This window comes from Streptomyces sp. NPDC003720 (assembly GCF_042875075.1).
GTDB lineage: Bacteria > Actinomycetota > Actinomycetes > Streptomycetales > Streptomycetaceae > Streptomyces.
Genome location: NZ_JBIANZ010000011.1, coordinates 91,466 through 117,102 on the forward strand (window position 1 = coordinate 91,466; position 25,637 = coordinate 117,102).

General features: G+C 71.8%; 24 protein-coding genes and 1 riboswitch. Of the genes, 10 read left to right on the forward strand and 14 right to left on the reverse strand.

The genetic code is table 11. The features are described from left to right. Positions 1–43 precede the first annotated feature (43 nt). Positions 44–1,159: an acyltransferase family protein gene (locus ACFYU0_RS28530; protein ID WP_389304873.1), complete on the forward strand. Its 1,116-nt coding sequence runs from the start codon at positions 44–46 to the stop codon at positions 1,157–1,159. Here the strand turns inward: ACFYU0_RS28530 and ACFYU0_RS28535 are convergent. Together ACFYU0_RS28535 and ACFYU0_RS28540 are read right to left on the reverse strand one after the other, a co-directional pair. Then, on the reverse strand, positions 1,156–2,343 hold the full coding sequence (locus ACFYU0_RS28535; protein ID WP_351664260.1) for a spermidine/putrescine ABC transporter substrate-binding protein: 1,188 nt from the start codon (positions 2,341–2,343) through the stop codon (positions 1,156–1,158). The two genes, ACFYU0_RS28530 and ACFYU0_RS28535, sit on opposite strands and share 4 nt — an antisense overlap. A gap of 166 nt (positions 2,344–2,509) precedes the next feature. Next, complete coding sequence (locus ACFYU0_RS28540; RefSeq protein WP_351664262.1) at positions 2,510–3,949, reverse strand: gamma-aminobutyraldehyde dehydrogenase; 1,440 nt, start codon at positions 3,947–3,949, stop codon at positions 2,510–2,512. A 205-nt stretch (positions 3,950–4,154) separates the two neighbouring features. Here ACFYU0_RS28540 and ACFYU0_RS28545 point away from each other — a divergent pair, with 205 nt between their 5' ends. From ACFYU0_RS28545 to ACFYU0_RS28575, 7 genes are all read left to right on the forward strand, one after another. After that, entirely contained in the window at positions 4,155–4,676 is a 522-nt protein-coding gene (locus ACFYU0_RS28545) for an Lrp/AsnC family transcriptional regulator (protein WP_351664264.1), read from the forward strand. Further along, positions 4,661–6,043 (forward strand): aspartate aminotransferase family protein, encoded by a 1,383-nt coding sequence (locus ACFYU0_RS28550; protein WP_351664266.1) that lies wholly within the window; start codon positions 4,661–4,663, stop codon positions 6,041–6,043. Before ACFYU0_RS28545 ends, ACFYU0_RS28550 begins: the two co-directional genes overlap by 16 nt. Before the next feature lie 209 nt (positions 6,044–6,252). Beyond that, positions 6,253–6,993 (forward strand): ATP-binding cassette domain-containing protein, encoded by a 741-nt coding sequence (locus tag ACFYU0_RS28555; protein ID WP_351664268.1) that lies wholly within the window; start codon positions 6,253–6,255, stop codon positions 6,991–6,993. Continuing rightward, complete coding sequence (locus ACFYU0_RS28560; protein ID WP_389304877.1) at positions 6,975–8,390, forward strand: hypothetical protein; 1,416 nt, start codon at positions 6,975–6,977, stop codon at positions 8,388–8,390. The genes ACFYU0_RS28555 and ACFYU0_RS28560 overlap by 19 nt, the downstream gene beginning before the upstream one ends. 111 nt (positions 8,391–8,501) lie before the next feature. Then, positions 8,502–8,909: a VOC family protein gene (locus ACFYU0_RS28565; RefSeq protein WP_351664272.1), complete on the forward strand. Its 408-nt coding sequence runs from the start codon at positions 8,502–8,504 to the stop codon at positions 8,907–8,909. 44 nt (positions 8,910–8,953) lie between these two features. Further along, positions 8,954–10,078, forward strand: a complete 1,125-nt coding sequence (locus ACFYU0_RS28570) for an LOG family protein (RefSeq protein ID WP_389304879.1) — start codon at positions 8,954–8,956, stop codon at positions 10,076–10,078. A gap of 161 nt (positions 10,079–10,239) precedes the next feature. Beyond that, entirely contained in the window at positions 10,240–10,932 is a 693-nt protein-coding gene (locus ACFYU0_RS28575; protein WP_389304881.1) for an LAETG motif-containing sortase-dependent surface protein, read from the forward strand. A gap of 75 nt (positions 10,933–11,007) precedes the next feature. On the opposite strand, the gene ACFYU0_RS28580 is transcribed toward ACFYU0_RS28575, so the two are convergent. The 6 genes from ACFYU0_RS28580 to ACFYU0_RS28605 all read right to left on the reverse strand — a co-directional run bounded on the left by ACFYU0_RS28580 (position 11,008) and on the right by ACFYU0_RS28605 (position 18,168). Further along, positions 11,008–11,805, reverse strand: a complete 798-nt coding sequence (locus ACFYU0_RS28580) for a maleylpyruvate isomerase family mycothiol-dependent enzyme (protein ID WP_351664275.1) — start codon at positions 11,803–11,805, stop codon at positions 11,008–11,010. Positions 11,806–11,829: 24 nt separating this feature from the next. Continuing rightward, the gene (locus ACFYU0_RS28585; protein ID WP_389304883.1) at positions 11,830–12,852 is read right to left on the reverse strand and encodes an ABC transporter ATP-binding protein; all 1,023 of its coding nucleotides are present in this window, start codon (positions 12,850–12,852) and stop codon (positions 11,830–11,832) included. Then, positions 12,852–14,453: an ABC transporter permease gene (locus ACFYU0_RS28590; RefSeq protein WP_389305149.1), complete on the reverse strand. Its 1,602-nt coding sequence runs from the start codon at positions 14,451–14,453 to the stop codon at positions 12,852–12,854. The genes ACFYU0_RS28585 and ACFYU0_RS28590 overlap by 1 nt, the downstream gene beginning before the upstream one ends. Positions 14,454–14,500: 47 nt before the next feature. Next, positions 14,501–15,586, reverse strand: a complete 1,086-nt coding sequence (locus ACFYU0_RS28595) for a thiamine ABC transporter substrate binding subunit (protein WP_389304885.1) — start codon at positions 15,584–15,586, stop codon at positions 14,501–14,503. An 81-nt stretch (positions 15,587–15,667) separates the two neighbouring features. After that, a riboswitch (TPP riboswitch) is annotated at positions 15,668–15,775 on the reverse strand. Positions 15,776–15,798: 23 nt separating this feature from the next. After that, a complete protein-coding gene (rlmN, locus tag ACFYU0_RS28600) occupies positions 15,799–16,905 on the reverse strand; it encodes a 23S rRNA (adenine(2503)-C(2))-methyltransferase RlmN (RefSeq protein WP_389304888.1) in 1,107 nt (368 codons plus the stop codon). A gap of 123 nt (positions 16,906–17,028) precedes the next feature. Next, positions 17,029–18,168 carry a PP2C family protein-serine/threonine phosphatase gene (locus ACFYU0_RS28605; protein WP_351664283.1) on the reverse strand — a complete coding sequence of 380 codons (1,140 nt, stop codon included), beginning with the start codon at positions 18,166–18,168 and terminating at the stop codon, positions 17,029–17,031. A gap of 339 nt (positions 18,169–18,507) precedes the next feature. Between ACFYU0_RS28605 and ACFYU0_RS28610 the strand changes: the two genes are divergently transcribed. After that, positions 18,508–19,161: a YceI family protein gene (locus ACFYU0_RS28610; protein WP_351664285.1), complete on the forward strand. Its 654-nt coding sequence runs from the start codon at positions 18,508–18,510 to the stop codon at positions 19,159–19,161. Between the two features lie 70 nt (positions 19,162–19,231). Here ACFYU0_RS28610 and ACFYU0_RS28615 read toward each other — a convergent pair whose 3' ends face one another. The 5 genes from ACFYU0_RS28615 to rpsB all read right to left on the reverse strand — a co-directional run bounded on the left by ACFYU0_RS28615 (position 19,232) and on the right by rpsB (position 23,953). After that, positions 19,232–20,335: a phosphatidate cytidylyltransferase gene (locus ACFYU0_RS28615; protein WP_351664287.1), complete on the reverse strand. Its 1,104-nt coding sequence runs from the start codon at positions 20,333–20,335 to the stop codon at positions 19,232–19,234. After that, entirely contained in the window at positions 20,335–20,892 is a 558-nt protein-coding gene (frr, locus tag ACFYU0_RS28620; RefSeq protein WP_067041614.1) for a ribosome recycling factor, read from the reverse strand. Before frr ends, ACFYU0_RS28615 begins: the two co-directional genes overlap by 1 nt. Before the next feature lie 185 nt (positions 20,893–21,077). Further along, the gene (pyrH, locus tag ACFYU0_RS28625; protein ID WP_351664289.1) at positions 21,078–21,836 is read right to left on the reverse strand and encodes a UMP kinase; all 759 of its coding nucleotides are present in this window, start codon (positions 21,834–21,836) and stop codon (positions 21,078–21,080) included. Positions 21,837–22,028: 192 nt separating this feature from the next. Continuing rightward, positions 22,029–22,865 (reverse strand): translation elongation factor Ts, encoded by an 837-nt coding sequence (tsf, locus tag ACFYU0_RS28630; RefSeq protein WP_351664291.1) that lies wholly within the window; start codon positions 22,863–22,865, stop codon positions 22,029–22,031. Between the two features lie 173 nt (positions 22,866–23,038). Continuing rightward, the gene (gene rpsB / locus ACFYU0_RS28635; protein WP_351664293.1) at positions 23,039–23,953 is read right to left on the reverse strand and encodes a 30S ribosomal protein S2; all 915 of its coding nucleotides are present in this window, start codon (positions 23,951–23,953) and stop codon (positions 23,039–23,041) included. A 288-nt stretch (positions 23,954–24,241) separates the two neighbouring features. On the opposite strand from rpsB, the gene ACFYU0_RS28640 reads away from it, so the two are divergent. Beyond that, complete coding sequence (locus ACFYU0_RS28640; protein WP_389304893.1) at positions 24,242–24,817, forward strand: peptidoglycan DD-metalloendopeptidase family protein; 576 nt, start codon at positions 24,242–24,244, stop codon at positions 24,815–24,817. A gap of 236 nt (positions 24,818–25,053) precedes the next feature. Here the strand turns inward: ACFYU0_RS28640 and ACFYU0_RS28645 are convergent, their stop codons facing one another. Next, on the reverse strand, positions 25,054–25,611 hold the full coding sequence (locus ACFYU0_RS28645) for a helix-turn-helix domain-containing protein (RefSeq protein WP_351664609.1): 558 nt from the start codon (positions 25,609–25,611) through the stop codon (positions 25,054–25,056). Positions 25,612–25,637: the final 26 nt, after the last annotated feature.

Consider the following 25,637-nt stretch of genomic DNA (forward strand, 5'->3'; position numbering starts at 1 on the left):
CGGGCACGCGTTTGGCGCGCCCGGGAGCGGTCAGACGCACGGAATGCCGCACTTCGAGGCCAGGACGGCGGCCGGCGACGCGAGACCGGCCGGCGACGCCGCCGCGAGCGTGCCCGTGCCCGCGCCGCACGCCGATCGCCAACCGCCCGCGCGGCGGGACGCGTTCTTCGACAACGCGAAGTACCTGGCGATCGTCCTGGTCGCGATGGGACACGCGTGGGAGCCGCTGCGCTCCGGAAGCCGTGCGGTCAGCGCGCTCTACATGTTCGTCTACGCCTTCCACATGCCGGCGTTCATCGTCATCTCCGGCTACTTCTCCCGCACCTTCGAGGCCACTCCGAAGAACATCAGGCGTCTCGTCACCGGCGTCGTGGTCCCCTACGTCGTCTTCGAGACGGCGTACACCTACTTCACCCGGTGGACCGACGGCGTGCCGGACCGGCCGGTCAGCCTGCTGGACCCGCTGTACCTGACCTGGTTCCTGGCCGCCCTGCTGATCTGGCGGCTTCTCTCGCCGGTCTTCAGGCTCGTGCCCCATCCGCTGCCGCTCGCGCTCGGTGTGGCGGCGCTGGCGACCCTGTCCCCGTCCATCGGCAAGGACCTCGACCTGCAGCGCACGCTGCAGTTCCTGCCGTACTTCGTGCTGGGCCTGGGCCTGAGGCGGGAGCACTTCCGGCTGGTGCGCCGCCGCCTGGTGCGCGTTCTCGCCGTACCGGTGTTCGCGGGCGCGCTCGCCTTCGCCTACTGGGCGGTGCCCAGGATGGACGACGCGTGGCTCTTCCACCGCTCCGCCGCCGCGGCCTTCGCGGTGCCCGCCTGGTACGGGCCCGTGATGACCGCGGCGCTGTTCGGCTGCTCCGTGACACTGACCGCGTGCTTCTTCGCCTGGGTACCGGGACGCCGTCTGCGGTTCACCTCGCTGGGCGCGGGCACGCTCTACGGCTACCTGCTGCACGGCTTCTTCGTCCAGGCCGCGAACCACTGGCACTGGTCCGGCCACCTCTGGCCGCACACCCCCGTCGGTGAGATCACCGTCTCCGTGCTGGCCGCCGCCCTGGTGACCGCGCTGTGCGCCCCGCCCGTCCGCCGCGTCTTCCGGTTCGCGCTGGAACCGAGGATGGACTGGGCCTTCCGGCCGGCGCCCCTGGGGTCCCGCTAGAGCCCCACGATCGTGTTCCACCGCTTCGCCAGTTCCGGGCGTTCCGCGGAGGTGATGTCGCGGGCGACGGCCAGCCGTCCGCGCAGCGTGGAGTCGGGGAAGATCAGGGGGTTGCCGGCCAGCGCGGCGGTGTCCTTGTCCCTCGACGCGGCCAGGACCTCCCTGGCCGCCGGGACGGGGCAGACGTAGTTGACCCAGGCGGCGAGCCTCGCGGCGACCTCGGGTTCGTAGTAGTAGTCGATCAGGCGCTCGGCGTTGGACTTGTGGCGGGCCCGGTCGGGGATCATCAGGGAGTCCGACCACAGTTCGGCACCCTCCTCGGGGACGACGAAGCGGATGTCGGGGTTGTCCGCCTGGAGCTGGATGACGTCGCCGGAGTAGGCCTGGCAGGCGAGGACGTCGCCGCTGACCAGGTCCTTGGTGTAGTCGTTCCCGGTGAAGCGGCGGATCTGGCCCCGGTGGACCTCCCGTTCCACCCGGTCGCAGACCCGGTGGAAGTCGTCCGCGGTCCACCGGGTGATGTCCACCCCGTCGCCCTGCATCAGCAGCGCGAACGCCTCGTCCAGTCCGGAGAGCAGGGTCACCCTGCCCTTCAGGTCGCTCGCCCAGAGGTCCGCCACTCCCCTGATCTCGCGGCCCAGCCGGCGGCGGTCGTAGGCGATGCCGGTGATGCCGGACTGCCACGGCACCGTGGACCTCCGGCCGGGGTCGAAGGCGGGCGAGCGCAGCAGCGGGTCCAGGTGCTCGGCCACGTTGGGCTGGCGGGAGCGGTCCATCCGCTGCACCCACCCGAGCCGGACGAACCGCGCGCACATCCAGTCGCTGATGACGATCAGGTCGCGCCCGGTGCGCTGGTGGTTCATCAGCGCGGGGCTGATCTTGCCGAAGAACTCGTCGTTGTCGTTGATCTCCTCGGTGTAGCCGACGGAGATCCCGGTGTGCTTCTCGAAGGCGTCCAGCGTGGGCCGGCGGCTCGCGTCGTCGTCGTCGGTGTCGATGTAAAGCGGCCAGTTCGCCCAGGCGAGCCTGCGGTCGGCGGCGGACTCGTCGGGCACGGACCGGTCGCCGGGCTCGACGTAGGCGGCGGGCACCCCGCAGCCGGCGAGGGTGCCGAGCGCGGCGGCGCCGGTGAGCGAGCGCAGCACGGAACGGCGGGACGGGGCGGGCGGCGGAGTCCGGGTCACCACGGAAGGATGCGGTCGCCGTGCCCGGCACGGCAATTGACGGTGCGTCGAGCGGACCGGGCCGTACCCGACACCCTGTCCACCGGCCTCGAAGGCGCCGCACACAAGCGCGCGGCCCCGGGCGGGGAGGTGTCCCGTCCGGGGCCGCGGCTCAGGCGCCGGGAGGCTAGGCGTCGAGCGACGTCATCACGTGCTTGATGCGCGTGTAGTCCTCGAAGCCGTACGCCGACAGGTCCTTGCCGTAGCCGGACTTCTTGAAGCCGCCGTGGGGCATCTCGGCGACCAGCGGGATGTGGGTGTTGATCCACACGCAGCCGAAGTCGAGCTTCTTGGACATGCGCATCGCGCGGCCGTGGTCCTTGGTCCACACCGAGGAGGCGAGGGCGTACTCGACGCCGTTGGCCCACTCGACGGCCTGGTCCTCGTCCGCGAAGGACTGCACGGTGATGACCGGGCCGAAGACCTCGTTCTGGATGATCTCGTCGTCCTGCTTCAGGCCGGAGACCACGGTCGGGGCGAAGAAGTAGCCCTTGTCGCCGACCCGCTCGCCGCCGGCCTCCACCTTGGCGTGCGCGGGCAGCCGCTCGATGAAGCCGGCGACCTGCTTGAGCTGGTTGGGGTTGTTCAGCGGGCCGAAGAGGACGTCCTCGTCGTCCGGCTGCCCGGTCTTGGTCTCGGCGGCGGCCTTGGCCAGCGCGGAGACGAACTCGTCGTGGATCGACTCGTGGACCAGGACGCGGGTCGCGGCGGTGCAGTCCTGGCCGGCGTTGAAGAAGCCCGCCACGGAGATGTCCTCGACCGCCTTGGCGATGTCGGTGTCCTCGAAGACCACGACCGGGGCCTTGCCGCCCAGCTCGAGGTGGACGCGCTTGACGTCCTTCGACGCGGACTCGGCGACCGACATGCCGGCCCGGACCGAGCCGGTGATGGAGGCCATCGCCGGGGTCGGGTGCTCGACCATCAGGCGGCCGGTGTCGCGGTCGCCGCAGACGACGTTGAAGACGCCCTTGGGCAGGATCGAGCCGAGGATCTCGGCGATCAGCACGGTCGAGGCGGGGGTGGTGTCCGAGGGCTTCAGCACGACCGTGTTGCCCGCGGCGATGGCCGGGGCGAACTTCCACACGGCCATCATCATCGGGTAGTTCCACGGCGCCACCTGGGCGCAGACGCCCACCGGCTCGCGGCGGATGATCGAGGTCATCCCGTCCATGTACTCACCGGCCGAGCGGCCCTCGAGCAGCCGGGCCGCGCCCGCGAAGAAGCGGATCTGGTCGACCATCGGCGGGATCTCCTCGGAGCGGGTCAGCCCGGTGGGCTTGCCCGTGTTCTCCACCTCGGCCGCGATCAGCTCCTCGGCGCGCTCCTCGAACGCGTCGGCGATCTTCAGCAGGGCCTTCTGGCGCTCCGCGGGGGTGCTGTCGCGCCAGGCCGGGAAGGCCGCGGCGGCGGCCGCCATGGCGGCGTCCACGTCCGCCTCACCGGACAGCGGCGCGGTCGCGTACGCCTCGCCCGTCGCGGGGTTGACCACCTCGGTGGTCCGTCCGTCGGCGGCGTCCCGGAACTCACCGTCGATGTAGTTGCGCAGACGACGCAGCTCGGTGCTCACTGCCGGCCTCCTGATCTGGTTCGAGGGTTCGTGCTCTTCAGCCCGGCCAGCCGCTCCGGCTGTCCGAAGACTGAGACACCCCACCCTAATCGGCACACCCACGTTTTCAACACCCCCGCCGCCATGCGTTCTGCGAAATCCGCAAGGTTTGGACTCGTAAACAACGAAATTCATCGCGACGGCCTTGCAAAACTGTCGAGACGTCGTGCACAGTGAGGCCGTGGCCAGTCGAAGCGCAGACCAGAGGGACTCGCCCCGCGAGTCCAGGAACGGCAACAGCCCCCAGCTGGACGCCGTCTCCCTCGCCATCATCCAGCAGCTCCAGGAGGACGGCCGCCGGCCGTACGCCGCGATCGGCAAGGCCGTCGGCCTGTCCGAGGCGGCCGTGCGCCAGCGGGTGCAGAAGCTGCTGGACCAGGGCGTGATGCAGATCGTCGCCGTCACGGACCCGCTCACCGTGGGCTTCCGCAGGCAGGCGATGGTCGGGATCAACGTCGAGGGCGATGTCGAGTCGATCGCGGACGCGCTGACCGGCATGTCGGAGGTCGAGTACGTGGTGATGGCCGCGGGCTCGTTCGACATCCTCGCCGAGATCGTCTGCGAGGACGACGACCACCTGCTGGACGTCATCAACAAACGCATCCGGGCGCTGCCCGGCGTGCGCTCCACCGAGAGCTTCGTCTACCTGAAGCTCAAGAAGCAGACCTACATGTGGGGAACCCGATAACCGTGACCGAGAAGGACCTCAGCCGCACCGCGTACGACCACCTGTGGATGCACTTCACCCGCATGTCCTCGTACGAGAACTCCCCCGTCCCGACCATCGTCCGGGGCGAGGGCACCTACATCTACGACGACAAGGGCAAGCGCTACCTCGACGGTCTCGCGGGCCTGTTCGTGGTCCAGGCCGGTCACGGCCGCACCGAGCTCGCCGAGACCGCCGCCAAGCAGGCCCAGGAGCTGGCCTTCTTCCCGGTGTGGTCCTACGCCCACCCCAAGGCCGTCGAACTGGCCGAGCGGCTGGCCCACGAGGCCCCCGGCGACCTGAACAAGGTCTTCTTCACCACCGGCGGCGGCGAGGCCGTCGAGACCGCCTGGAAGCTCGCCAAGCAGTACTTCAAGCTGGTCGGCAAGCCCACCAAGTACAAGGTCATCTCCCGCGCGGTCGCCTACCACGGCACCCCGCAGGGCGCCCTGTCCATCACCGGTCTGCCGGGCCTGAAGGCCCCCTTCGAGCCGCTGGTGCCGGGCGCGCACAAGGTGCCGAACACCAACATCTACCGCGCCCCGCTCTTCGGCGACGACCCGGAGGCCTTCGGCCGCTGGGCCGCCGACCAGATCGAGCAGCAGATCCTCTTCGAGGGCCCCGACACCGTCGCCGCGGTCTTCCTGGAGCCGGTGCAGAACGCCGGCGGCTGCTTCCCGCCGCCCCCCGGCTACTTCCAGCGGGTGCGCGAGATCTGCGACCAGTACGACGTCCTGCTCGTCTCCGACGAGGTCATCTGTGCCTTCGGCCGCCTGGGCACGACGTTCGCCTGCGACAAGTTCGGCTACGTCCCGGACATGATCACCTGCGCCAAGGGCATGACCTCGGGCTACTCCCCGATCGGCGCCTGCATCGTCTCCGACCGCCTCGCCGAGCCGTTCTACAAGGGCGACAACACCTTCCTGCACGGCTACACCTTCGGCGGCCACCCGGTCTCCGCGGCCGTGGGCCTGGCCAACCTCGACCTGTTCGAGCGCGAGGGCCTCAACCAGCACGTGCTGGACAACGAGGGCGCCTTCCTGAAGACCCTGCAGAAGCTGCACGACCTGCCGATCGTCGGCGACGTCCGCGGCAACGGCTTCTTCTACGGCATCGAGCTGGTGAAGGACAAGCACACCAAGGAGTCCTTCAACGACGAGGAGACCGAGCGCGTCCTGTACGGCTTCCTCTCCAAGGCGCTGTTCGACAACGGCCTGTACTGCCGTGCCGACGACCGCGGCGACCCGGTCATCCAGCTCGCCCCGCCGCTGATCTCCAACCAGGAGACGTTCGACGAGATCGAGCAGATCCTGCGCGCCACCCTCACGGAGGCGTGGACGAAGCTCTGAGCCTCCGGCGCGAGCCCGGATCATCCGACCGGATGATCAACACCGGCCCCGGTGCCACCCGTTCGAGTGAGAACGGGGGCCCGGGGCCGTGTGCTGTCCGGGCTCCCGCGGCGGGCTGCCTAGCGTGCCAGTGACCGATCGGCCCTGCCTTCGTTCACCCGGACGAGCGATCAGGCACGGGAAAACGGCTCAGAACCGAGGTGTACGCCATGGAGGCCCCGCCGGACAACGACGTGCTGTGGGCACGCACCCTGCACTTCAGGCACCAGGACGGCTCCCCCGGCCTCGCCGGGGTCTCGCTCGGCGTGCGGGTGGGCGAGATCCTGGCCGTCGCCGGCCCGCGCGGCAGCGGCAAGACGACCCTGCTGCGGTGCCTGTCCGGGCTCCTCCCGGTGCGTGACGGCGAGGTCTGGTTCAACAGCTCGCCCGTGCACACCATGGGCCCGGCGGCCCGCGAGCGGCTGCGCCGCGACCACTTCGGCTGGGTCGAACCGGCGCCGGTCCTGGTACCCGAGCTGAACGTCTGGGAGAACACCGCGCTGCCCCTGATGCTGCGCGGCACCGGCCGCCGGCGCGCCAAGGTGGCCGCGCTGGAGTGGCTGGAGCGCCTGGACGCCGGCGAGCACGCGCGCAGGTACCCGCGGGAGCTGCAGCAGGCCGAACGCCAGCGCGTGGCCATCGCCCGCGCGCTCGCCCCGGGGCCCACGGTCCTCTTCGCGGACGAGCCGACCGCCCCGCTGCACCGCGGTGACCGGGCGCACGTGCTCCGCACCCTCACCACGGCGGCCCGCTCGCACGGCATCACGGTCGTCCTCGCCACGCACGACGCGGACACCGCCGCGCTCGCCGACCGCACCGTCTCGCTGCTGGACGGGCGGCGGGTGCGGACCGTGCCGCTGCCGGAGGCGGCGGAGACGGAAGGCCGGGCCGCGTGCTCGCTCTCCGTCTGACCCGCGCGGCCCGGCCCGCCGTACAGCTGCGCCGGCTGCTGGTGGCCGCCGCCTCGGCGGGCACCTCGTTCCTCCTGCTGTCCTCCCTCGGCTACGCGCTGGCCCACCCCGGGGCGCCGGGCGCGGCGGTGCCCCGGCTGGCCTGGTGCCTGGTCCCGCTCGCGGCCACCGTGCACCTCGCGCTCGCCGTGGCCCGCACGGACCCCGGCACCAGGCCGCGTCCTGGGCTGTCGGCCGTGGGGCTCGGCCCGGCGCGGCTGATGGCGGTCTCGGTCGTGACCACGGTCCTGTCCTGCGGGCTGGGCTCGCTGGTGGCCCTGCTGGTCTTCCTGCAACTGCGCGGCGACCTGGCGGGCGCGCCGCTCCACGGCGCGGCGGCCCGGTTCCTCGCCACGGACCAGCCCCTGCCGCTGGCGGCGGCGCTCACCCTGCTGACCCCGGTCCCGGCGCTCGCCGCCGTGACCGTCGCGGCCGCTCTGCGCCCCCGTGACCCGCGCCCCCCGGCCGGCGCCCCGCGCGCCCTCGGCCGCTTCGGCGCGTACGGCCACCCGGCTCCGCGCGAGACGTTCGGGGCGTACGGAAGGTTCGGGGCACGGCTGCGCACACCAGCGGAGTCGAAGCGGGGCGCGGAGCGGCCCCCGGCCGACGGAACCACCACGACGGCGGTCACCGATCCCGAGCCGCACGGCGCCGAGGTGAACGGGACGGAGGTCACGGAGGTCAACGGCACGGACGTGCACGAGGCCGGCGTCCCGGCGGCCGGCGAAGCCCACGCCTCCGGCCGCCGGCCGTCCCCGGCCACCGCCCCCGCGGGTCTGCCCTGGGGCGTCGCGGCCGTCGCCGCCGGGCTCGCCGTGCAGGCCTACTCCGGCCGGCCCCCGGCCACCGCCGCCCTCACCCACCTGCCCGCCGGGACCATGGCCGTCCTGGCCGGCTGGGTGCTCATGGCGGCCGGGCTGGTGCTCGCCGCCCCCGGCCTCACCCACCTCTGCGGACGCCTGCTGCAGTCCACCCACCCCGGAGCGCTCCGGTTGCTGGCGGGCCGCGTGCTCATGGCGGAGGCCCCCCGGATCGGCCGGCCGCTCGGCGTGGCCTGCGCGGCCGCCTCGGCCGCCTACGCGGTGACCGTCCTGTACGGCGGCCCGGCCGCGTCCCCCGGCCCGCTCACCGCGCTCGCCGCGATCGTGGTCACCGGCTGCACCGTGTCGACCCTGCTGACGGCCGCCGTCGAGGCCCGTCAGTGCCGTGCCGAGACGACCGCCGCCCTGCTGCGGCTCGGCGCCCCGGCGGGGATGCTGCGCACCGCCGCCGCGCTGCGCGCGGCCGCCCTGCTGGCGCTGTTCGGCCCGCTCACGCTGGCGCTCGCGCACCTCGCGGCGCCCGCCGCGGCCCGCTGAGCGCCCGCCCCGGAGCCGGGCGGAAAAAAATCCCGCCGCCCGGCGATGAGTTTTCCCGCCGTCCGGTGTCCAACCCACGACAGCAGCGACCGCAGCCCAGGGAGGCACCCCGTGTACCAGCAGATGATCTTCGTGAACCTGGCCACCGACGACGTCGAGGCGTCGAAGAAGTTCTTCACCGAACTCGGCTACTCGATCAACCCGCAGTTCAGCACCGACGACTGCGCCTGCGTGGTGATCAGCGACACGATCGTCGCGATGCTGCTGAGCAAGAAGCGCTACGCCGACTTCACCAAGAAGGAGATCGCGGACTCCACCACGACGAGCGAGGTGCTGATCTGCCTGAGCGCGGAGAGCCGCGAGAAGGTGGACGAGCTGGTCGAGAAGGCGATCGCGGCCGGCGGCTCGGCGAGCGGCGAGACCCAGGACCACGGCTTCATGTACGGCCGCGCCTTCGACGACCTCGACGGCCACAGCTGGGAGGTCATGTGGATGGACCCGGCCGCCGTCCAGGGCTGAACCCGTCGGCCGGGCACGCGCGGGCGCACGCCTAGCATGGGCGGGTGGATCAGACACCCGCCCAGCCGAACCGAGCCGCCCACGACCGTGAGATCGAGTCCCTCGCCGAGTTCGACGAGGTGGTCGCCGCGCACGGCACACTGACCCGATTCCGCGTCCAGGCGGTCGATCTGACGGCCCGTACGGACGAGCTGCTCACCGCCGACACCGCGGGCGCCGTCTTCCTCGGCTGCCCGATGGAGCCCGAGGCCGCCGCGCACGTCCGCTCGGCCGGCGCCCTGGTCTTCCCGCCGATACCGGGCCTCCCCTTCGATCCGTACCGCGGTTTCGCCTACACGCCCGACGAGTTGTTCGCGTCGCTCGACGACGGCTACGAGGCGACGCCCGACGCGCGGGCCTATGCCTGGTTCCAGCACACCAAGGCGGACGGCGACGTCTTCGCCTCGATGCTGCGCGCCGTCCACGACGACTCGGTCTCCGACGCGCTCGACGAACTCCTCGCCGGCGCACGGGTGGTGGGCGTCATGGGCGGGCACGCGATGGCCCGCGGCACCACCGAGTACGCGGGCGCGGCGCGGCTGGGCCGCGAGCTGGCGCGCGCCGGTTTCACGGTCGCCACCGGTGGCGGGCCCGGCGCGATGGAGGCGGCGAACCTCGGCGCGTACGCCGCGCCCTTCGCCGACGGCATGCTCGAGGAGGCGCTCGTGCTCCTCGCCAAGGCGCCGTCCTTCCGGCCGTCGGTCACCGACTGGGCGCGGGCCGCCTTCGAGGTGCGGACCCGCTGGCCCGGCGGCGGCGAGTCGGTGGGCATCCCCACCTGGTTCTACGGTCACGAGCCGCCGAACGCCTTCGCCGCGCACATCGCCAAGTACTTCACCAACGCCATCCGCGAGGACGGCCTGCTGGCCCGCTCCACCGCCGGGGTGGTGTTCCTGCCGGGCGCGGCCGGGACCGTGCAGGAGATCTTCGACAACGCGACGCCGAACTACTACGAGTCCCGGGGCGGGCCCACGCCGATGGTGCTGGTGGACGAGGAGCACTGGACACGGCGGCTGCCCGCGTGGCCACTGCTGCGGTCGCTGGCCGAGGGCCGGGCAATGGAGTCCCGAATCAGCCTCGTTGACCGGATCGAGCAGGCTCCCGCGGCGCTGAAACGTCTCCACATGTAATAAGCAGGCAAAGTCAACAGGCTTGCGGGGCATATGCATTGACACTTCTTATGGAACGCTTATAGACCTGTGTGTCTCTTGGGGGTGCTGGGACCGCGTCTCATCCCGCGGTCCAACTCCCCCGTTACCCCCCGCAGTTATGCACTCTGTAAAGGACAAACGTGTCCATAACTCGCCGTAACGCACGTCGTTCCGTGCGCATCCTGGGTGTCGCCTCCGCCACCGCCGCGCTGGCGCTCGGTGTCGCCGGCCAGGCGCTCGCATGCAACATCAGTGAGTTCTCCGCCGAAGCCAAGTGCGACGGCGACAAGGGCGTCATCGTCGTCACCGACAAGGACGGCTCCGGCACCCCGGCCACCATCACGGTGTTCGTGAAGACCGACGCCGGTGAGACGCCGGTCGGCCAGCCGCAGGTGGTCAAGGGTTCCAAGGAGGGCACCACGGTGACCTTCCAGGAGGACTGGAAGCCGAACGCGACGTACCGCATCCACGTCAAGACGGACCGGTTCAACGTCGACGAGGACATCAAGGGCGGTCTGACCACCCCGGCCACGGCCTGCAAGAAGGAGGAGTCCTCCTCCCCGAGCGCGCCGGCCAGCCCGTCGGAGAAGCCGTCCCCGTCCGCTCCGGCGGAGTCCGCCACGCCGGCTCCGTCGGCGTCGGAGAGCAGCACCGCCCCGGCCGGCACCTCGAACAACGCGCCGTCCCCGGCGGCCGGCGACTCGAACCTCGCCGAGACCGGCGCCAACTCCAACACCGGCATGATCGCCGGTGTCGCCGGCGCGCTGGTCGTCGTCGGCGGTGGCGCCGTCTTCCTCGGCATGCGCCGCCGTGGGGCGAAGAACGGCGGCTGACGCCCGACTTCGCACACCGCTCGTGCAACACCGCGGCCCGTCCCCGTATCCCCGGGGGGCGGGCCGCGGTCGTGTTCAGCCGAAGCTGGTCCGCTCGAGCCAGAACTCCAGCACCGCGCGCTCGCCCAGCACTTCGAGACCGGGGGCGTCCAGCGGCAGCCGCCGGTAGAAGGCGAGCAGCACCGAGGTGAGCGGGCCGCGCAGGGCGACGGTGGCCTTCTCGTGGCCGCGGCGCCAGCGGACCCCCTCCTCGCCCAGCTCGACGATCCACTCTGCGTTCAGCTCCGGTCCGGCGTCCGTGGCGTGCAGGTGGATGCTGCGGGCCGGGCCGCGCAGCTCGGCCGCCGCCGGATGGGCCGCGTTCCGCTGCACCCACTCCACGAGCTGGAGCCACTCGTCCACCGCGTCGGCGGCGATGTCGGGCGCCACGTCGTAGGGCAGGCCCGCCGCGAGAGCCGCGTCGGCGCGGTGCACGGTGATCTCGTGGGCCATGCGCCGCGCCCAGAAGCCGGAGTCGAGGTTTCCCGCCCACGTCCACACCGCCGTGCCGGCCCCCGCCTCACGCAGTGCGGCCACGGTCAACTCGCCCGTCTCCGCCAGCCACTTGTCCAGGGCGGCCGCGTCGCCCCGCTCCTCGGGCCCGGACCCGGAGGGCACCCGCTCCAGCGGGATGTTCTCCTGCGCCCGGGCGCGCACCAGGGTGTCCACCCAGCGCAGGGCACCGCCCATGTGGCGCACCAGGTCCTCCAGCGACCACTCCGGGCAGGTGGGCACGGTGGCGGCGAGATCGGCGCCGGAGGTCACCACGGCTCTCAACTGCCGCACCTGCAGCTCGATTTCGTCGCAGTACCGGTCATGTGCGAGCAAGGTCATGCCCTCACCCTAGGCACACGGTGATCACCCGAGCACGACGATTTCGGCCACGTCGAACGCGACGCCCAGCTCGGCCCCGGGCTCCGGCGCGGCCCGCAGCGCGCAGGCCGCCTCCAGGGGCGGGCCGCCGTCCAGGGGCCGCAGCCGTACCGCCACATGGGTGCCCCGGAAGGTGCGGGCGGTCACCGCGCAGGGCAGGCCCTCGTCGGCGGCCACGAGCCGCACACCGGCGGGCCGGACCAGCAGCGGCCGGTCGCCCTGGGACGATCCGTCGGGGACGGGCAGCTTGCCCCAGGGGGTGTCCGCCGCGCCGTCGGAGACGGTCGCGGGCACCACGTTCTCGAAGCCGAGGAAGCGGGCCACGAACTCGTCCGCGGGCCGCTGCCACACCTCCAGCGGCGTGCCGGACTGGGCGATCCGCCCGTCCCGCATCACCACCACCCGGTCGGCCAGCGCGAACGCCTCGCTCTGGTCGTGCGTCACGGCGAGCACCGTGGTGCCCAACCGGTCGAAGAGCTGCCGGAGTTCGACGACCAGACGGTCCCGGAGCGAGCGGTCGAGCTGGCCCAGCGGCTCGTCCAGCATCAGCAGCCGGGGCCGGGGCGCGAGCGCCCGGGCCAGCGCCACCCGCTGCTGCTCACCACCGGACAGCCCGGCCACGGCCCGCCCGGCCGCCCCCGGCAGACCGACCAGCTCCAGCAACTCCGCCACCTCGGCGTCCCGACGGCCCTTGCCGACTCCGTGCATCCGCAGCCCGAAGGCGACGTTGCCGCCGACGTCCCGCTGCGGGAAGAGCTGGTGGTCCTGGAACATCAGGCCGACACCGCGCCGGTGCGCCGGCACGCCCGCCTGGTCCCGGCCGTCGAGCAGCACCCGCCCCGAGTCCAGCGGCTGGAGCCCGGCCACCGCCCTGAGCAGCGTGGACTTCCCGCTGCCGCTGGGCCCGAGCACGCACACCACCTCGTGCTCGGCGACGTCGAGACCGACCGCGTCGAGCACGGGCCGTCCGCCCAGGCGCACGGTCGCGGCCTCAAGGCTCAGCAGCATCAGAACTCCCCCGTCCGGTCCGTCCGCAGCCGCTCCAGGAGCAGCAGCGCGGCGGCGCACACCACCATCAGAATCGTGGACAGGGCCATCGCCTGACCGTAGTTGAGCTCGCCGGGCCGGCTCAGCAGCCGGGCCACGGCGACCGGGAGCGTCGGGTTGTCGGGGCGCGCGATGAAGACGGTCGCCCCGAATTCGCCCAGGGACACCGCGAAGGCGAACCCGGCCGCGATCAGCAGCGCCCGCCGCACCAGCGGCAGGTCGACCTCCCGCCACACCCGCCAGGGCGAGGCGCCGAGCACGGCCGCCGCCTCCCTCAGCCGGCCGTCCACCGCCCGCAGCACGGGCAGCATGGTCCGCACCACGAAGGGGGCGCCGACCAGCGCCTGGGCGAGCGGCACGAGGATCCAGGACTGCCTGAGGTCCAGCGGGGGCCGGTCCAGGGCGATGAGGAAGCCGAACCCGACGGTGACGGCGGAGACGCCGAGCGGCAGCATCAGCAGGGCGTCGAAGCCGCGCACCAGCCGTCCCGCGTCCCGGCGGGCCAGCGCGGCGGCGGCGAGACCGCCGATCACCAGGGCGATGGCGGTGGCGGCGACGGCGTACTCCAGGGAGGTCCACACGGCGTGCAGCGGCGCCACCAGGAAGGTGCCGCCGTCGGCGTCGGTCAGCGCCCGGTAGTAGCCGAGGCCGGGCGCGTCCAGCGAGCGCTGCACGAGGACGGCGAGCGGCAGCACGAGCAGCAGCACGACGGTGAGCAGGACCCCGGCGAGCAGCCCCCACTGCCCCGCGCCGCGCGGCCGGCGGGCGGTCACCTTCGGGTCGACCAGGCGCAGGGCGCTCTCGCGCCGCCGTACCGTCCAGGCGTGCACGGCGAGGATCGCGCCCACCGCCACGAACTGCACGAGGGTCAGGACGGCCGCCGTGGAGAGGTCGAACAGCTCCGAGGTCTGCCGGTAGATCTCCACCTCCAGGGTGGAGAACGTGGGGCCGCCGAGGATCTGCACCACACCGAAGGAGGTGAAGGTGAACAGGAAGATCATCAGCGCGGCGGCGGCAACGGCGGGCGCGAGGGCCGGCAGGGTCACCTTCCGCCACGCCGTCAGCGGGGAGGCGCCCAGCATCCGCGCGGCCTGCTCCTGCCGGGGGTCGAGCTGGGCCCAGAGCCCGCCGACGGTCCGTACGACGACCGCGTAGTTGAAGAAGACGTGCGCCAGCAGGATCGCCCACACGGTGGTGTCCAGCCGTACGCCCCACAGGTCGTCGAGCAGGCCGCCGTGTCCGACGAGCGCGAGGAACGCCGTGCCGACGACGACGGTCGGCAGCACGAACGGGACCGTGACGACGGCCCGGAGCAGCTGCTTGCCGGGAAAGTCGAGGCGGGCGAAGACATGGGCGGCGGGCAGGGCGAGCAGCAGGGTCAGCGCGGTGGAGGCGAGCGCCTGCCACGTGGTGAACCACAGCACGTGCCGGATGTCCGGCTGGGTGACGACGTCCGCGATCCGTCCGAACTGCCAGACGCCGTCCGCCTTGAGCCCGCGCGACACGATCGCGGCGACGGGCCAGGCGAAGAACACGGCGAAGAACGCGACGGGCAGGGCCATCAGCCCCAGCCGCGCCGCGCTCCCGCGCGCGGTGCCCTTGCGCGCCGCTACCTCAGTACGAGCGACGTCCACGACTTGACCCAGCTGTCACGGTTGGCGGCGATGGTGCCGGGGGCCATGGTCTCGGGGTCCTTGGCCTGCGGCCCGTACTTCGCGAAGTCCGGCGGCACCGCCGCGCCCTCGCGTACCGGGTAGACGAACATGTTGAGCGGCATGTCCTCCTGGAACTCCTTGGTGAGCAGGAAGTCCAGGAACGCCTTGCCGCCCTTGGTGTTCTTCGCGTTGCTCAGCAGGCCCGCGTACTCGGTCTGCCGGAAGCAGGTGCCCTGGGACACCCCGGTGGGGGCGGTACTGGGCCGCTTCTTCGCGTAGATGACCTCGGCGGGCGGCGAGGAGGCGTACGACACCACCAGCGGCCGGTCGCCGCCGGCCTTCCGGCCCTCCGACGACCCGGAGAACTCCTGGTAGTAGGCCTGCTCCCAGCCGTCGACGACCTTGACGCCGTTGGCCTTCAGCTTCTTCCAGTAGTCCTGCCAGTGGTCGTCGCCGAACTTCGCGGCGCTGCCCAGCAGGAAGCCGAGGCCCGGCGAGGAGGTGGCGGCGTTCTCGGTGACGAGGAGGTTCTTGTACTCGGGCTCGGCCAGGTCGGCGAAGGACTGCGGCGGGGTCAGCCCGTGCTCGCTGAAGTAGGCCTTGTCGTAGTTGACGCAGATGTCACCGGTGTCGACGGGCGTGACGCGGTGCTTGCCCTGGTCGACGCGGTACTGGGGCAGCACCTTCCCGGCGTCCTTCGGCTGGTAGGACTGGAAGAGGCCGTTGTCGAGGGCGCGGGAGAGCAGGGTGTTGTCGACGCCGAAGAAGACGTCGCCCTGCGGGTTGTCCTTGGTCAGCAGCGCCTTGTTGACGGCCTGCCCGGCGTCGCCGCTCTTGAGTACCTTGACCTTGTACCCGGACTTCCGCTCGAAGTCCTTCATGACGCTCTTCGACACGAGCCACGAGTCGTGGCTGACGAGGGTCACGGTCCTGGAGTCCGCGGCGGAGCCCTTGGCGTCGCCCGAGCCGCACCCGGTCAGCACGGGCAGGGCGAGGAGGCCGAGCCCGGCGGCCGCGGCCACGAGGGTCTTGTTGTGCACTGGATGTCCTCCTGGGGTTGGCCAGGAAGAGACGCGGCCCTGCCCGGGCTCCGCGAGGGAGTCCCGGGCAGGGCGCAACAGCTCGAGTGAAGACCGAACTTCCTACCCAGAATGACCTGGGCGAGGTTCAGAGGGTCTGCGGCCCGGTTGCCGCACTCTCAGCGCTGTGGCGCTCCCCTGTCGGAATATGCAGATGTTTCGACGTGGCCAGATTATCGCTCGGTGGCCGCGAGCTGACCACAGGCCCCGTCGATCTCCTGCCCCCGGGTGTCCCGGACCGTGACCGGTACACCATGGGCCGCGATGGCCTCCACGAACGCCTTCTCGTCCTGGGGCCGCGAGGCGGTCCACTTCGAGCCCGGCGTCGGGTTCAGCGGGATGAGGTTGACGTGGACGGGCTTGCCCCGCAGCAGCCGGCCGAGCCGGTCGCCGCGCCAGGCCTGGTCGTTGATGTCCCGGATCAGCGCGTACTCGATGGACAGCCGGCGCCCGGTCTTCTCGGCGTACTCGAACCCGGCGTCCAGCACCTCACGCACCTTCCACCGCGTGTTCACGGGGACGAGGGTGTCGCGCAGCTCGTCGTCGGGGGCGTGCAGGGAGATCGCGAGCCGGCACTTGAAGCCCTCGTCGGAGAACCGGTGGATGGCCGGGACCAGCCCGACCGTCGACACGGTGATGCCGCGCTGCGACAGCCCGAGCCCGTCGGGAGCGGGGTCGGTCAGCGCCCGGACGGCGCCCACGACCCGCTTGTAGTTGGCGAGCGGCTCGCCCATCCCCATGAAGACGATGTTGGACAGCCGCGCCGGCCCGCCGGGCACCTCTCCGTCCCGCAGCGCCCGCATCCCGTCCACGATCTGGTGCACGATCTCCGCGGTGGACAGGTTCCGGTCCAGACCGGCCTGCCCGGTCGCGCAGAACGGGCAGTTCATCCCGCACCCGGCCTGCGAGCTGATGCACATGGTGACCCGGTCCGGGTACCGCATCAGCACGGACTCCACGAGCGTGCCGTCGAACAGCCGCCACAGCGTCTTGCGGGTCGTCCCCTGGTCGGTCGACAGATGCCGCACGACGGTCATCAGCTCGGGCAGCAGCGCCTCCTGCAGCCTGCCGCGCGCGGCGGCGGGGATGTCCGTCCACTCCGCCGGGTCGTGCGCGTACCGCGCGAAGTAGTGCTGCGAAAGCTGCTTGGCACGGAACGGCTTCTCACCGATCTCGGCCACGGCGTCCTTGCGCTCGGCGGGCGTGAGATCAGCGAGATGCCGCGGCGGCTTCTTGGCTCCGCGGGGGGCGACGAAAGTGAGTTCTCCGGGCTTGGGCATGGTGGTACCAGTGTCGCAGATCCAATCGGGTGACCCGGGGCCGTCGCCGGCCGGGGCCGTCGTCGGTGGCCGGCCCTGGCGACAGGGCCCGGTGACGACGGGCTTCTCGCCGGGCGCGACCCCTCACGGGGTGTGGCCGAAGCCGCTCGAGTGGATGACGCGGCCGTGGCGGCGGTGTGCCTGGCGGTCCGAGTGGCGGTGGAGGGCGACGAGGGCGGCGTCGTCGTTGAGGCGGCCGCGGGTGTGGGAGAGCAGATCGCGGTGGATGTGGTGGAGCAGCGACTCGGGGCCGCTCGTGTTCCACCGGGCGACGCGCGTCTCCAGGGGGTAGAAGCGGCCGTCACGGTCGCGGGCCTCGATGACCCCGTCGGTGTAGAGCAGGAGTGTGTCGCCGGGCTCGAAGGAGGCCGTGTCGATGGCGTAGGCCTCCGGTCCCGTCTCCGTGGTCCCGAGTGGCGGCGCGGGGTGCAGGCTCGGGACCGTGAGGGCGCTGGTCGGGCTGAGCAGCAGCGGCGGGGGGTGGCCGCAACTGATCATCCGGATGGTGTGGTCGTCGTCGGGGAGTTCCAGCAGCAGCATGGTCGCGAAACGCTCGCCGGCCTCCGCGGTCGGCTCGAAGTCGGCCAGGTAGCGGGTCACGCTGTGGTCCAGCGTGGCCGCCAGGTCGGGGAGGGTGGCGTGCCGGTGCGCGGCCTCGCGGAAGGCGCCGAGGAGGAGGGCGGCCTCGCCGATGGCGGACAGCCCCTTTCCCCGGACGTCGCCGATCATGAGGCGCACGCCGCCGGTGACGCGGGTGGCCGCGTAGAGGTCGCCGCCGATCTTCGCCTCGTCCTCGGCGGCGAGGTACAGGCAGGCGATCTGCAGCGCGCCCATGCGCTCCGGCAGCGGCCACAGCAGGCCGTGCTGCGCGGCCTCGGCTACCGACCGCACCTGGGCGAGCTGGCGCTGGCGTCGCTCGCGCATCAGGCAGAAGACCACGCTCAGCGCCGAGAGCACCGCCAGGGCGAGGATCTGGACCAGCACGTTGCGGGAGAAGAGGACGCCGAAGTGCCAGCCGATGTAGGCCTGCGCCGCCACCGCCAGGGCGCCGACCACGCCGGTGAGCCAGGCGCCGGTGAACGAGGCGGTGATGGCGGGGGCGATTACGAGCAGCGGGCCGAGGTGGATGTCCTCCGGCACGAGCTGGTCGACCGCCGTGATCACCACGATGAGGGCGATCGGAATCAGCAGCAGCGCGTAGTTCGAGCGCCGTAGCTGCCACATGCCGGCTGAGCTGTCCTCAGCTTTCACAACTCCCACATTGCCACCGTCGGGGACGCCCGACGAGCAGACGCGACGGCGTCTGGGCCAGACGGACCCGCCGGGGCGGCGGCCTAGCAGACCCGTGTAGAAGACGGCGATCTTCGGGTTGAAGACGTTGCTCACGAAGCCCGTCCGCCACGGGCTGCCCTTCGAGGCGGGTCCGGGCGTCACGGCGCCGGTGCGGCCTCGTCGGCTGCGGAGCAGTGACTCCCTCCGCACCTGTGAAGTTCTGCGGGTGAACGGTCGGGTTTTCTGGTCGGGTCTTGCCGGACCGGGCGCGCTGCCGTAGCAAGGTGCTCTATGAACCTTTTCGGCCGCACCCCCTTCCAGCGGCGTCCGGAGGCGTCCGCCTCCCCCGCCGCGCACACTGCCTCGGCGTCCGGCGCCACCGCCGTCCTGCCCGACCCCGGTCTGGCGTCCCTCACCGGGGAGTGGGCGATCGACCCGGCGCACAGCCGGATCGGGTTCTCCGTGCGGCACGCGATGGTGACCACGGTGCGCGGCGCCTTCACCGAGTACGAGAGCCGGCTCTACTTCGACGCGGGCGACCCGGCCCGCTCCCGGGCCGACATCGTGATGTACACGGCGAGCGTCGACACCGGGGTGGAGCAGCGCGACGCCCACCTGGTGGGCCGCGAGTTCCTGGACGCGGCCACGTACCCGCGGATGACCTTCACGAGCAACGCCGTGCGGCTCGCGGGCGACGACGTCTACCGGATGAGCGGCGAGCTCACCATCAAGAACGTCAGCCGCCCCGTCGACCTCGAGCTCACCTACATCGGCCATGTGACGGACCCGTTCGGCTACGAGCGCGTCGGCTTCGACGGCACCACCACCATCAACCGGTGCGACTGGGGTCTGACCTACGACGCCAGGCTCGCCCAGGGCGGGGCCATGGTGAGCGAGAAGGTCCGCCTCCAGTTCGACATCGCCGCCATCCGCACCGCTTCCTGAGCCTCCCCGCCTACGACGACGGGCCCCACCCTGCGACCAGGGTGGGGCCCGTCGTCGTAGGCGGGGAGGCTCAGGCGGAGCCGACGAACAGCACCAGGAGGAGCCAGACCACCGGCGCCGTCGGCAGCAGTGAGTCCAGGCGGTCCATGATGCCGCCGTGACCGGGGAGCAGGGTGCCCATGTCCTTGATGCCCAGGTCGCGCTTGATCATGGATTCGCCGAGGTCCCCGAGAGTGGCGCTGGCGGCGACGGCGAGGCCCAGGAGGAGGCCCTGCCACCAGCGGCCGTCGTCGATCAGGAACTGCATGCACAGCGCGCCCGCGACCATGGCGAACGCCACGGCGCCGAGCAGGCCCTCGCGGGTCTTGCCGGGGCTGATGCGCGGGGCGAGCTTGTTCCTGCCGAAGCGCCAGCCGACGGCGTAGGCGCCGGTGTCGCTGACGACCGTCAGGAGCAGGAAGGTCAGGACCCGCCAGGAGCCGTCGTCGGCGGTGAGCATCATCGCGACGAACGTGGCCAGGAACGGCACGTAGAACGCGGCGAAGACGCCGGCGGTGACGTCCTTGAGGTAGCCCTCCGGCGGTTCCGTCATGCGCCAGACCAGGACCGCGAGCGCGGTCAGCGCCATCGCGACCCACGCGCCCTCGGCGCCGCGGACGTACCCGGCGACGACCATCGCCGCGCCGCCCACCGCGAGCGGCACCAGCGGCGCCCCGATGTCCTTGCGCTCCCGCAGCCTGCTGGTCAGCTCCCACAGCCCGACGACCACCGCGACCGCGATGACACCGACGAAGACGGCCTTGACGACGAAGAGGGACGCGATGATCACCACACCGAGCCCGACCCCGACGCCTATGGCGGCGCTCAGGTCGCGGCCCGCGCTCTTCTTCTGCGGCGCGGGCGCCGGCTGCGGGGCGTCGGGCATGGGCTCCGGATTCTGCGTCTCGTCGCGGAACAAGGGGCCGCTCAGCCGAGCGGCCCCCCGGTCGTCGTCCTGGTCTCCGCCGGGTGCGGGTACGTCGGGCACGATGGGCATGGGGCGAGTCTGCTGCGCCTCTGGCGCATCGTACGCGGGACCCGCCGGGGCAGCCCCCTGGACAGGCCCACCGCCGGCGGGCCCCCAGTAACCGGTCTGCCCCGCCGTCGGCGGCGCCCCCCAGGAAGAGTGGCTCATCAGACTTCGAGCAGCTCCGCTTCCTTGTGCTTCAGCAGCTCGTCAACCTGCGCGACGTACTTCGCGGTGGTGTCGTCGAGCTCCTTCTCGGCACGGCGGCCCTCGTCCTCGCCGACCTCGCCGTCCTTGATCAGCTTGTCGATGGCGTCCTTGGCCTTGCGGCGCACCGAACGGATCGACACCCGGGCGTCCTCCGCCTTGCCCTTGGCGACCTTGATGTAGTCGCGGCGGCGCTCCTCGGTGAGCTCGGGGAACACCACGCGGATGATGTTGCCGTCGTTGCTCGGGTTGACGCCCAGGTCGGAGTCCCGGATCGCCTGCTCGATGTTGCGCAGCGCGCTCTTGTCGAACGGGGTCACGACCGCCATGCGCGGCTCCGGCACGGAGAACGAGGCCAGCTGGTTGATCGGCGTCGGCGCGCCGTAGTAGTCGGCCACGATCTTGTTGAACATCGCCGGGTGCGCACGGCCGGTGCGGATCGCGGCGAAGTCCTCCTTGGCGACCACGACGGCCTTCTCCATCTTCTCCTCGGCCTCGAGGAGGGTCTCTTCGATCACCACTTGCTCCTGCGTGTCTTGAGTAAGGCCCGGCTGCGGTTCCTGAAGTCGTACGGCGGCCGGCTGCGTCGCGTCTTCTTCCTGCACGTTTCCCGACCGGCAGGACATTGTCCATCCCCCGGCCAGGGTGCGTCCCGTCCGTCCCCCGGACAGGCGCCGTACCCCGGGCGCCCGGGGTGTGCCGGTCAGTCCCGGCTGCCCTGGTCACCCACCAGCGTGCCGATCTTCTCACCCTTGACGGCCCGGGCGATATTGCCCTCGGCGAGCAGCTCGAACACGAGGATCGGCAGGCTGTTGTCACGGCACAGGGTGATGGCGGTGGCGTCGGCGACCTTGAGGTCCCGGGTGATGACCTCGCCGTAGCCGAGGGCGTCGAACTTGACCGCGTCGGGGTTGGCCTTGGGGTCGGAGTCGTAGACGCCGTCCACGCCGTTCTTGCCCATGAGCAGCGCCTCGGCGTCGATCTCCAGGGCGCGCTGGGCGGCGGTGGTGTCGGTGGAGAAGTACGGCATGCCCATACCGGCGCCGAAGATGACCACGCGGCCCTTCTCCAGGTGGCGCACGGCGCGCAGCGGGATGTACGGCTCGGCGACCTGGCCCATGGTGATGGCGGTCTGCACCCGGCTGTCGATGCCCTCCTTCTCCAGGAAGTCCTGGAGGGCGAGGCAGTTCATCACGGTGCCGAGCATGCCCATGTAGTCGGAGCGGGCGCGGTCCATGCCGCGCTGCTGGAGTTCGGCGCCGCGGAAGAAGTTGCCGCCGCCGATGACGACCGCGATCTCGGCGCCGTCCCGGACGACGGCCGCGATCTCGCGGGCGATCTTGTGCACCACGTCCGGGTCCACGCCCAGGCCCCCGCCCCCGGAGAAGGCCTCTCCGGACAGCTTCAGCAGAAACCGGCCGCGTACTTTGCCGTCGTCGCTCTTCTGGGCCTTGGTGGTCATGGAGATCCCGCCTCTTTCACGTGTTGCACATACGAAGAAGGCCATTGCCGGTTGGGGTCGCTTTTCGCTCCCATGCGCGGCAATGGCCTCCTCGTCAGATCTGCTGCCGTCCGCCACATGCCCGGGTGCGGCGGTGTGCGCGGACGACTGCTGTCGACCCTATAGGGGTCGCGCGTCGATCGCGGTACGGACTCAGATGCCGACCTTGATGCGCGTGAAGCGCTTCAGGGTGACACCGGCCTCGTCCAGCACCTTCTGGACCGACTTCTTGTTGTCCAGCGCGTAGGGCTGGCCGAGCAGCGTGGCGTCCTTGAAGAAGCCGTTGACGCGACCCTCGACGATCTTGGCGATCGCGGCCTCGGGCTTGCCCTCGGCGCGGGTCGTCTCCTCGGCGATGCGACGCTCCGACTCGACGACGTCGGCCGGCACGTCCTCCTTGGCGAGGTACTTCGGCGCGAAGGCGGCGATGTGCTGGGCGATGCCCTTGGCGACCTCGGCGTTCGGCTTGTCCAGCTCGACGAGGACACCGATCTGCGGGGGCAGGTCGGGCATCGTGCGGTGCATGTACGCGGTGACGTAGCCGTCGGAGAACTGCGCGAAGCGGTCCAGGACGATCTTCTCGCCAAGGTTGGCGTTGGCCTCGTCCACGAACGCCTGGACGGTCTTGCCGGCCTCGATCTCGGAGGCGAGCAGGGCCTCGATGTCGGCCGGGGAGGTCTTCGCGACGTGCTCGGCGATGGTCCGGGCCACGGCCTGGAACTTGTCGCCCTTGGCCACGAAGTCCGTCTCGCACTTCAGCTCGACGATGACGCCGGAGGAGTTGTCGTCGGCGATGATGGAGACCACGGCGCCGTTCTCGGCGGAGCGGCCCTCGCGCTTGGCGACGCCCTTCTGGCCCTTGATGCGCAGCGCCTCGACGGCCTTGTCGACGTTGCCCTCGGCCTCGTCCAGCGCCTTCTTGCAGTCCATCATGCCGGCGCCGGTCAGCTCACGGAGCTTCTTGACGTCGGCGGCGGTGTAGTTCGCCATGAGTCTGTGAGTCTTTCTCGAAGTCTTCGAAAGATCGGAGATGAGCACGGTCCGTGTCCACTTGTAGCCGTGGATCACGGACGGCGTGCCGACCTACGGGTGAACAGTGGGGGCGGACTCTCCGCGCCTGAGGCGCGGTCGATTCCTCACCGCCCCCACTGTCGACGCTGACGTCAGGCCTGCTCGCCCTCGGCGGCCGGAGCGGCCTCGGCGGCGGGAGCCTCGGCCGGCTTCTCGGCCTCGGCGGCGGGGGCCTCGGCGGCGGGGGCCTCAGCCGGCTTCTCGGCCTCGGCGGCCGGAGCCTCGTCGGCCTTCTTCTCGCCCTCGAGCAGGTCGCGCTCCCACTCGGCGAGCGGCTCGCCCGCGGCCTTCTCGCCCTTGTCGCCGGTGGCGACACGGGAGCGGGAGATGAGGCCCTCGGCGACCGCGTCGGCGATCACGCGGGTGAGCAGGGTGACGGAGCGGATCGCGTCGTCGTTGCCCGGGATCTTGTAGTCGACCTCGTCGGGGTCGCAGTTGGTGTCGAGGATCGCGACGACCGGGATGTTCAGCTTCCGGGCCTCACCGACGGCGATGTGCTCCTTCTTGGTGTCCACGATCCAGACGGCGCTGGGCACCTTCTGCATCTCGCGGATACCGCCGAGGGTCTTCTCCAGCTTGGCCTTCTCGCGGGAGAGGACCAGCAGCTCCTTCTTGGTGAGGCCGGAGGCGGCCACGTCCTCGAAGTCGATCTGCTCGAGCTCCTTGAGGCGCTGCAGACGCTTGTAGACGGTCGAGAAGTTGGTGAGCATGCCGCCCAGCCAGCGCTGGTTGACGTAGGGCATGCCGACGCGGGTCGCCTGCTCGGCGATGGCCTCCTGCGCCTGCTTCTTCGTGCCGACGAACATGACCGTGCCGCCGTGGGCCACGGTCTCCTTGACGAACTCGTAGGCGCGGTCGATGTACGACAGCGACTGGAGCAGGTCGATGATGTAGATGCCGTTGCGCTCGGTGAAGATGAAGCGCTTCATCTTCGGGTTCCAGCGACGGGTCTGGTGACCGAAGTGGACGCCGCTCTCCAGCAGCTCCCGCATCGTGACGACGGCCATGGCCGTATCTCCTTGAATTTCTCGGTTGTGCCGCGACAGCCGGTCGGCCGTCGCGCCTGACGCCCGCGTCGCGCCGGTGCCACGAAGGACCGAGGGGCGCTGATGCGGACCGTCCGACGGACACCGTCCGACGAGACCCGCATTGGGGCGTGCGAAGTCGACCCGGTGACCCGGATCGCCAGAAGAAGTGTACGGGACCCGCGGGGTACCGGGTGACGCCGCTGCCCACAACCGGGCGGTCGTCCACAGGTCCCGGCCGGGATCACGTGGGTACGGGAGGGTTCGGGCATGCGACGAGCGATGCGGCATTCGGGTGGGTGGGCGGGCTTGGTGCTCGGTCTCGCGGTACTCGCGCCGACCTCCCTGGCCTCCGCGGACACCCCCGCCCCCGCGCCCCCGGCGCCCTCGCGGGCGCCGGTTCCGGCCCTCGCCCGCGCCTGGCCGGTGGGGGTGAGGCCGGTGGTGGTACGGGGCTGGGAGCCGCCGGCGACGGTGTACGGCCCCGGGCACCGCGGTGTGGATCTGGACGCGCCGGCCGGCGCCCCGGTACGGGCGGTGGCGCCCGGCCGGGTGTCCTTCGCGGGGCGGGTGGCGGGGCGGGGCGTGGTCGCGGTGCGACTGGCGGGGACGGAGCTCCGCACGACGTACGAGCCGGTGGTCCCGTCGGTGCGCGAGGGGGACGAGGTGGACGCGGGCGACGTGGTCGGCACGGTGGAGGCGGCGCCCCCGCACTGCCCCACCACCTGCCTGCACTGGGGCCTGCTGACCGGCGAGACCTACCTGAACCCCTTGGCCCTGCTCCCCCCGTGGCTGCTGCACAGCGGGCCGTCGCGACTGCTCCCGGTACTGAGGGTGCCGGCGTAGCGGCGAGGAGCGGAGTGCCGCCGCCGGCTGAGGCGTGCGGGGCCGGGCTGCCCCATTGCTCCCCGGGTGGCGCGTGCCCGCTGGTGGGTGCGGGACCCGCTCCGCTCTCAGGGGCGCCCTGTGCTGCTCCGGGCCGGTGGGCGTCGAGCTTGCCCGCGCCTGCGGGGCGCCGCTGCGCCCACCCGTGCCGCCCGGGCGGCACGCATGCCCGCAGCCGGCCGGCTCGGACTCGCCGCTCAGCCCTGGACCCCCCGCAGGGCCATGCGCACCGCGGCGTCCGTGATGCAGGCCGGCTCCTCGGCCGCGCCCAGTTCGATCCGCCGCACGGCCGCGTCCACGACCCCCTGCAGCAGCATGGCCGCCAGCCGGGGCTGCTCGTGCCCCATCTCCGCCAGCGCCTCGACGACCATCGCGACCAGGCCGCCGTGAGCCGCGCGGATCTTCTCGCGCGCCCCCGCGTCCAGCTCGCTCGCCGAGATCGCCACGACGGCCCGGTGCCGGCGGTCCCCGACCAGCGCGAGCTGCCGGCGCACATACGCCTCGACCTTGGCCTCGGGCGTCGCCGCGCGCTCCATCGCCGCCGCGACCTCCGCCGCCCAGACGGGGAAGTCGGCCTCGCACAGCTCCTCGACCACGGCGGCGCGGGAGCGGAAGTACTCGTACACGGACGACCGCGCCAGGCCCGTCCGTTCGGCCAGCGCGGGAAAGGTCAGCGCGTCGGTCCCGCCGTCGGACAGCAGGGACCGAGCCGCGTCCAGCAGGGCGGCTCGCTGCATCGACCGGTGCTCGGCCACGGAGGCCGCTCGAATCCTTGGCACGT

Excerpts from the sequence above, each read along its gene's own strand:
- ACFYU0_RS28530 (WP_389304873.1), top strand. The coding sequence starts at position 44 with ATGCCGCACTTCGAGGCCAGGACGGCGGCCGGCGACGCGAGACCGGCC.
- ACFYU0_RS28555 (WP_351664268.1), top strand. The coding sequence starts at position 6,253 with ATGGAGGCCCCGCCGGACAACGACGTGCTGTGGGCACGCACCCTGCAC.
- ACFYU0_RS28580 (WP_351664275.1), bottom strand. The coding sequence starts at position 11,805 with ATGACCTTGCTCGCACATGACCGGTACTGCGACGAAATCGAGCTGCAG.
- ACFYU0_RS28585 (WP_389304883.1), bottom strand. The coding sequence starts at position 12,852 with ATGCTGCTGAGCCTTGAGGCCGCGACCGTGCGCCTGGGCGGACGGCCC.
- ACFYU0_RS28590 (WP_389305149.1), bottom strand. The coding sequence starts at position 14,453 with ATGGCCCTGCCCGTCGCGTTCTTCGCCGTGTTCTTCGCCTGGCCCGTC.
- rlmN (WP_389304888.1), bottom strand. The coding sequence starts at position 16,905 with ATGCCCAAGCCCGGAGAACTCACTTTCGTCGCCCCCCGCGGAGCCAAG.
- ACFYU0_RS28605 (WP_351664283.1), bottom strand. The coding sequence starts at position 18,168 with ATGTGGCAGCTACGGCGCTCGAACTACGCGCTGCTGCTGATTCCGATC.
- ACFYU0_RS28610 (WP_351664285.1), top strand. The coding sequence starts at position 18,508 with ATGAACCTTTTCGGCCGCACCCCCTTCCAGCGGCGTCCGGAGGCGTCC.
- ACFYU0_RS28615 (WP_351664287.1), bottom strand. The coding sequence starts at position 20,335 with ATGAGCCACTCTTCCTGGGGGGCGCCGCCGACGGCGGGGCAGACCGGT.
- pyrH (WP_351664289.1), bottom strand. The coding sequence starts at position 21,836 with ATGACCACCAAGGCCCAGAAGAGCGACGACGGCAAAGTACGCGGCCGG.
- tsf (WP_351664291.1), bottom strand. The coding sequence starts at position 22,865 with ATGGCGAACTACACCGCCGCCGACGTCAAGAAGCTCCGTGAGCTGACC.
- rpsB (WP_351664293.1), bottom strand. The coding sequence starts at position 23,953 with ATGGCCGTCGTCACGATGCGGGAGCTGCTGGAGAGCGGCGTCCACTTC.
- ACFYU0_RS28640 (WP_389304893.1), top strand. The coding sequence starts at position 24,242 with ATGCGACGAGCGATGCGGCATTCGGGTGGGTGGGCGGGCTTGGTGCTC.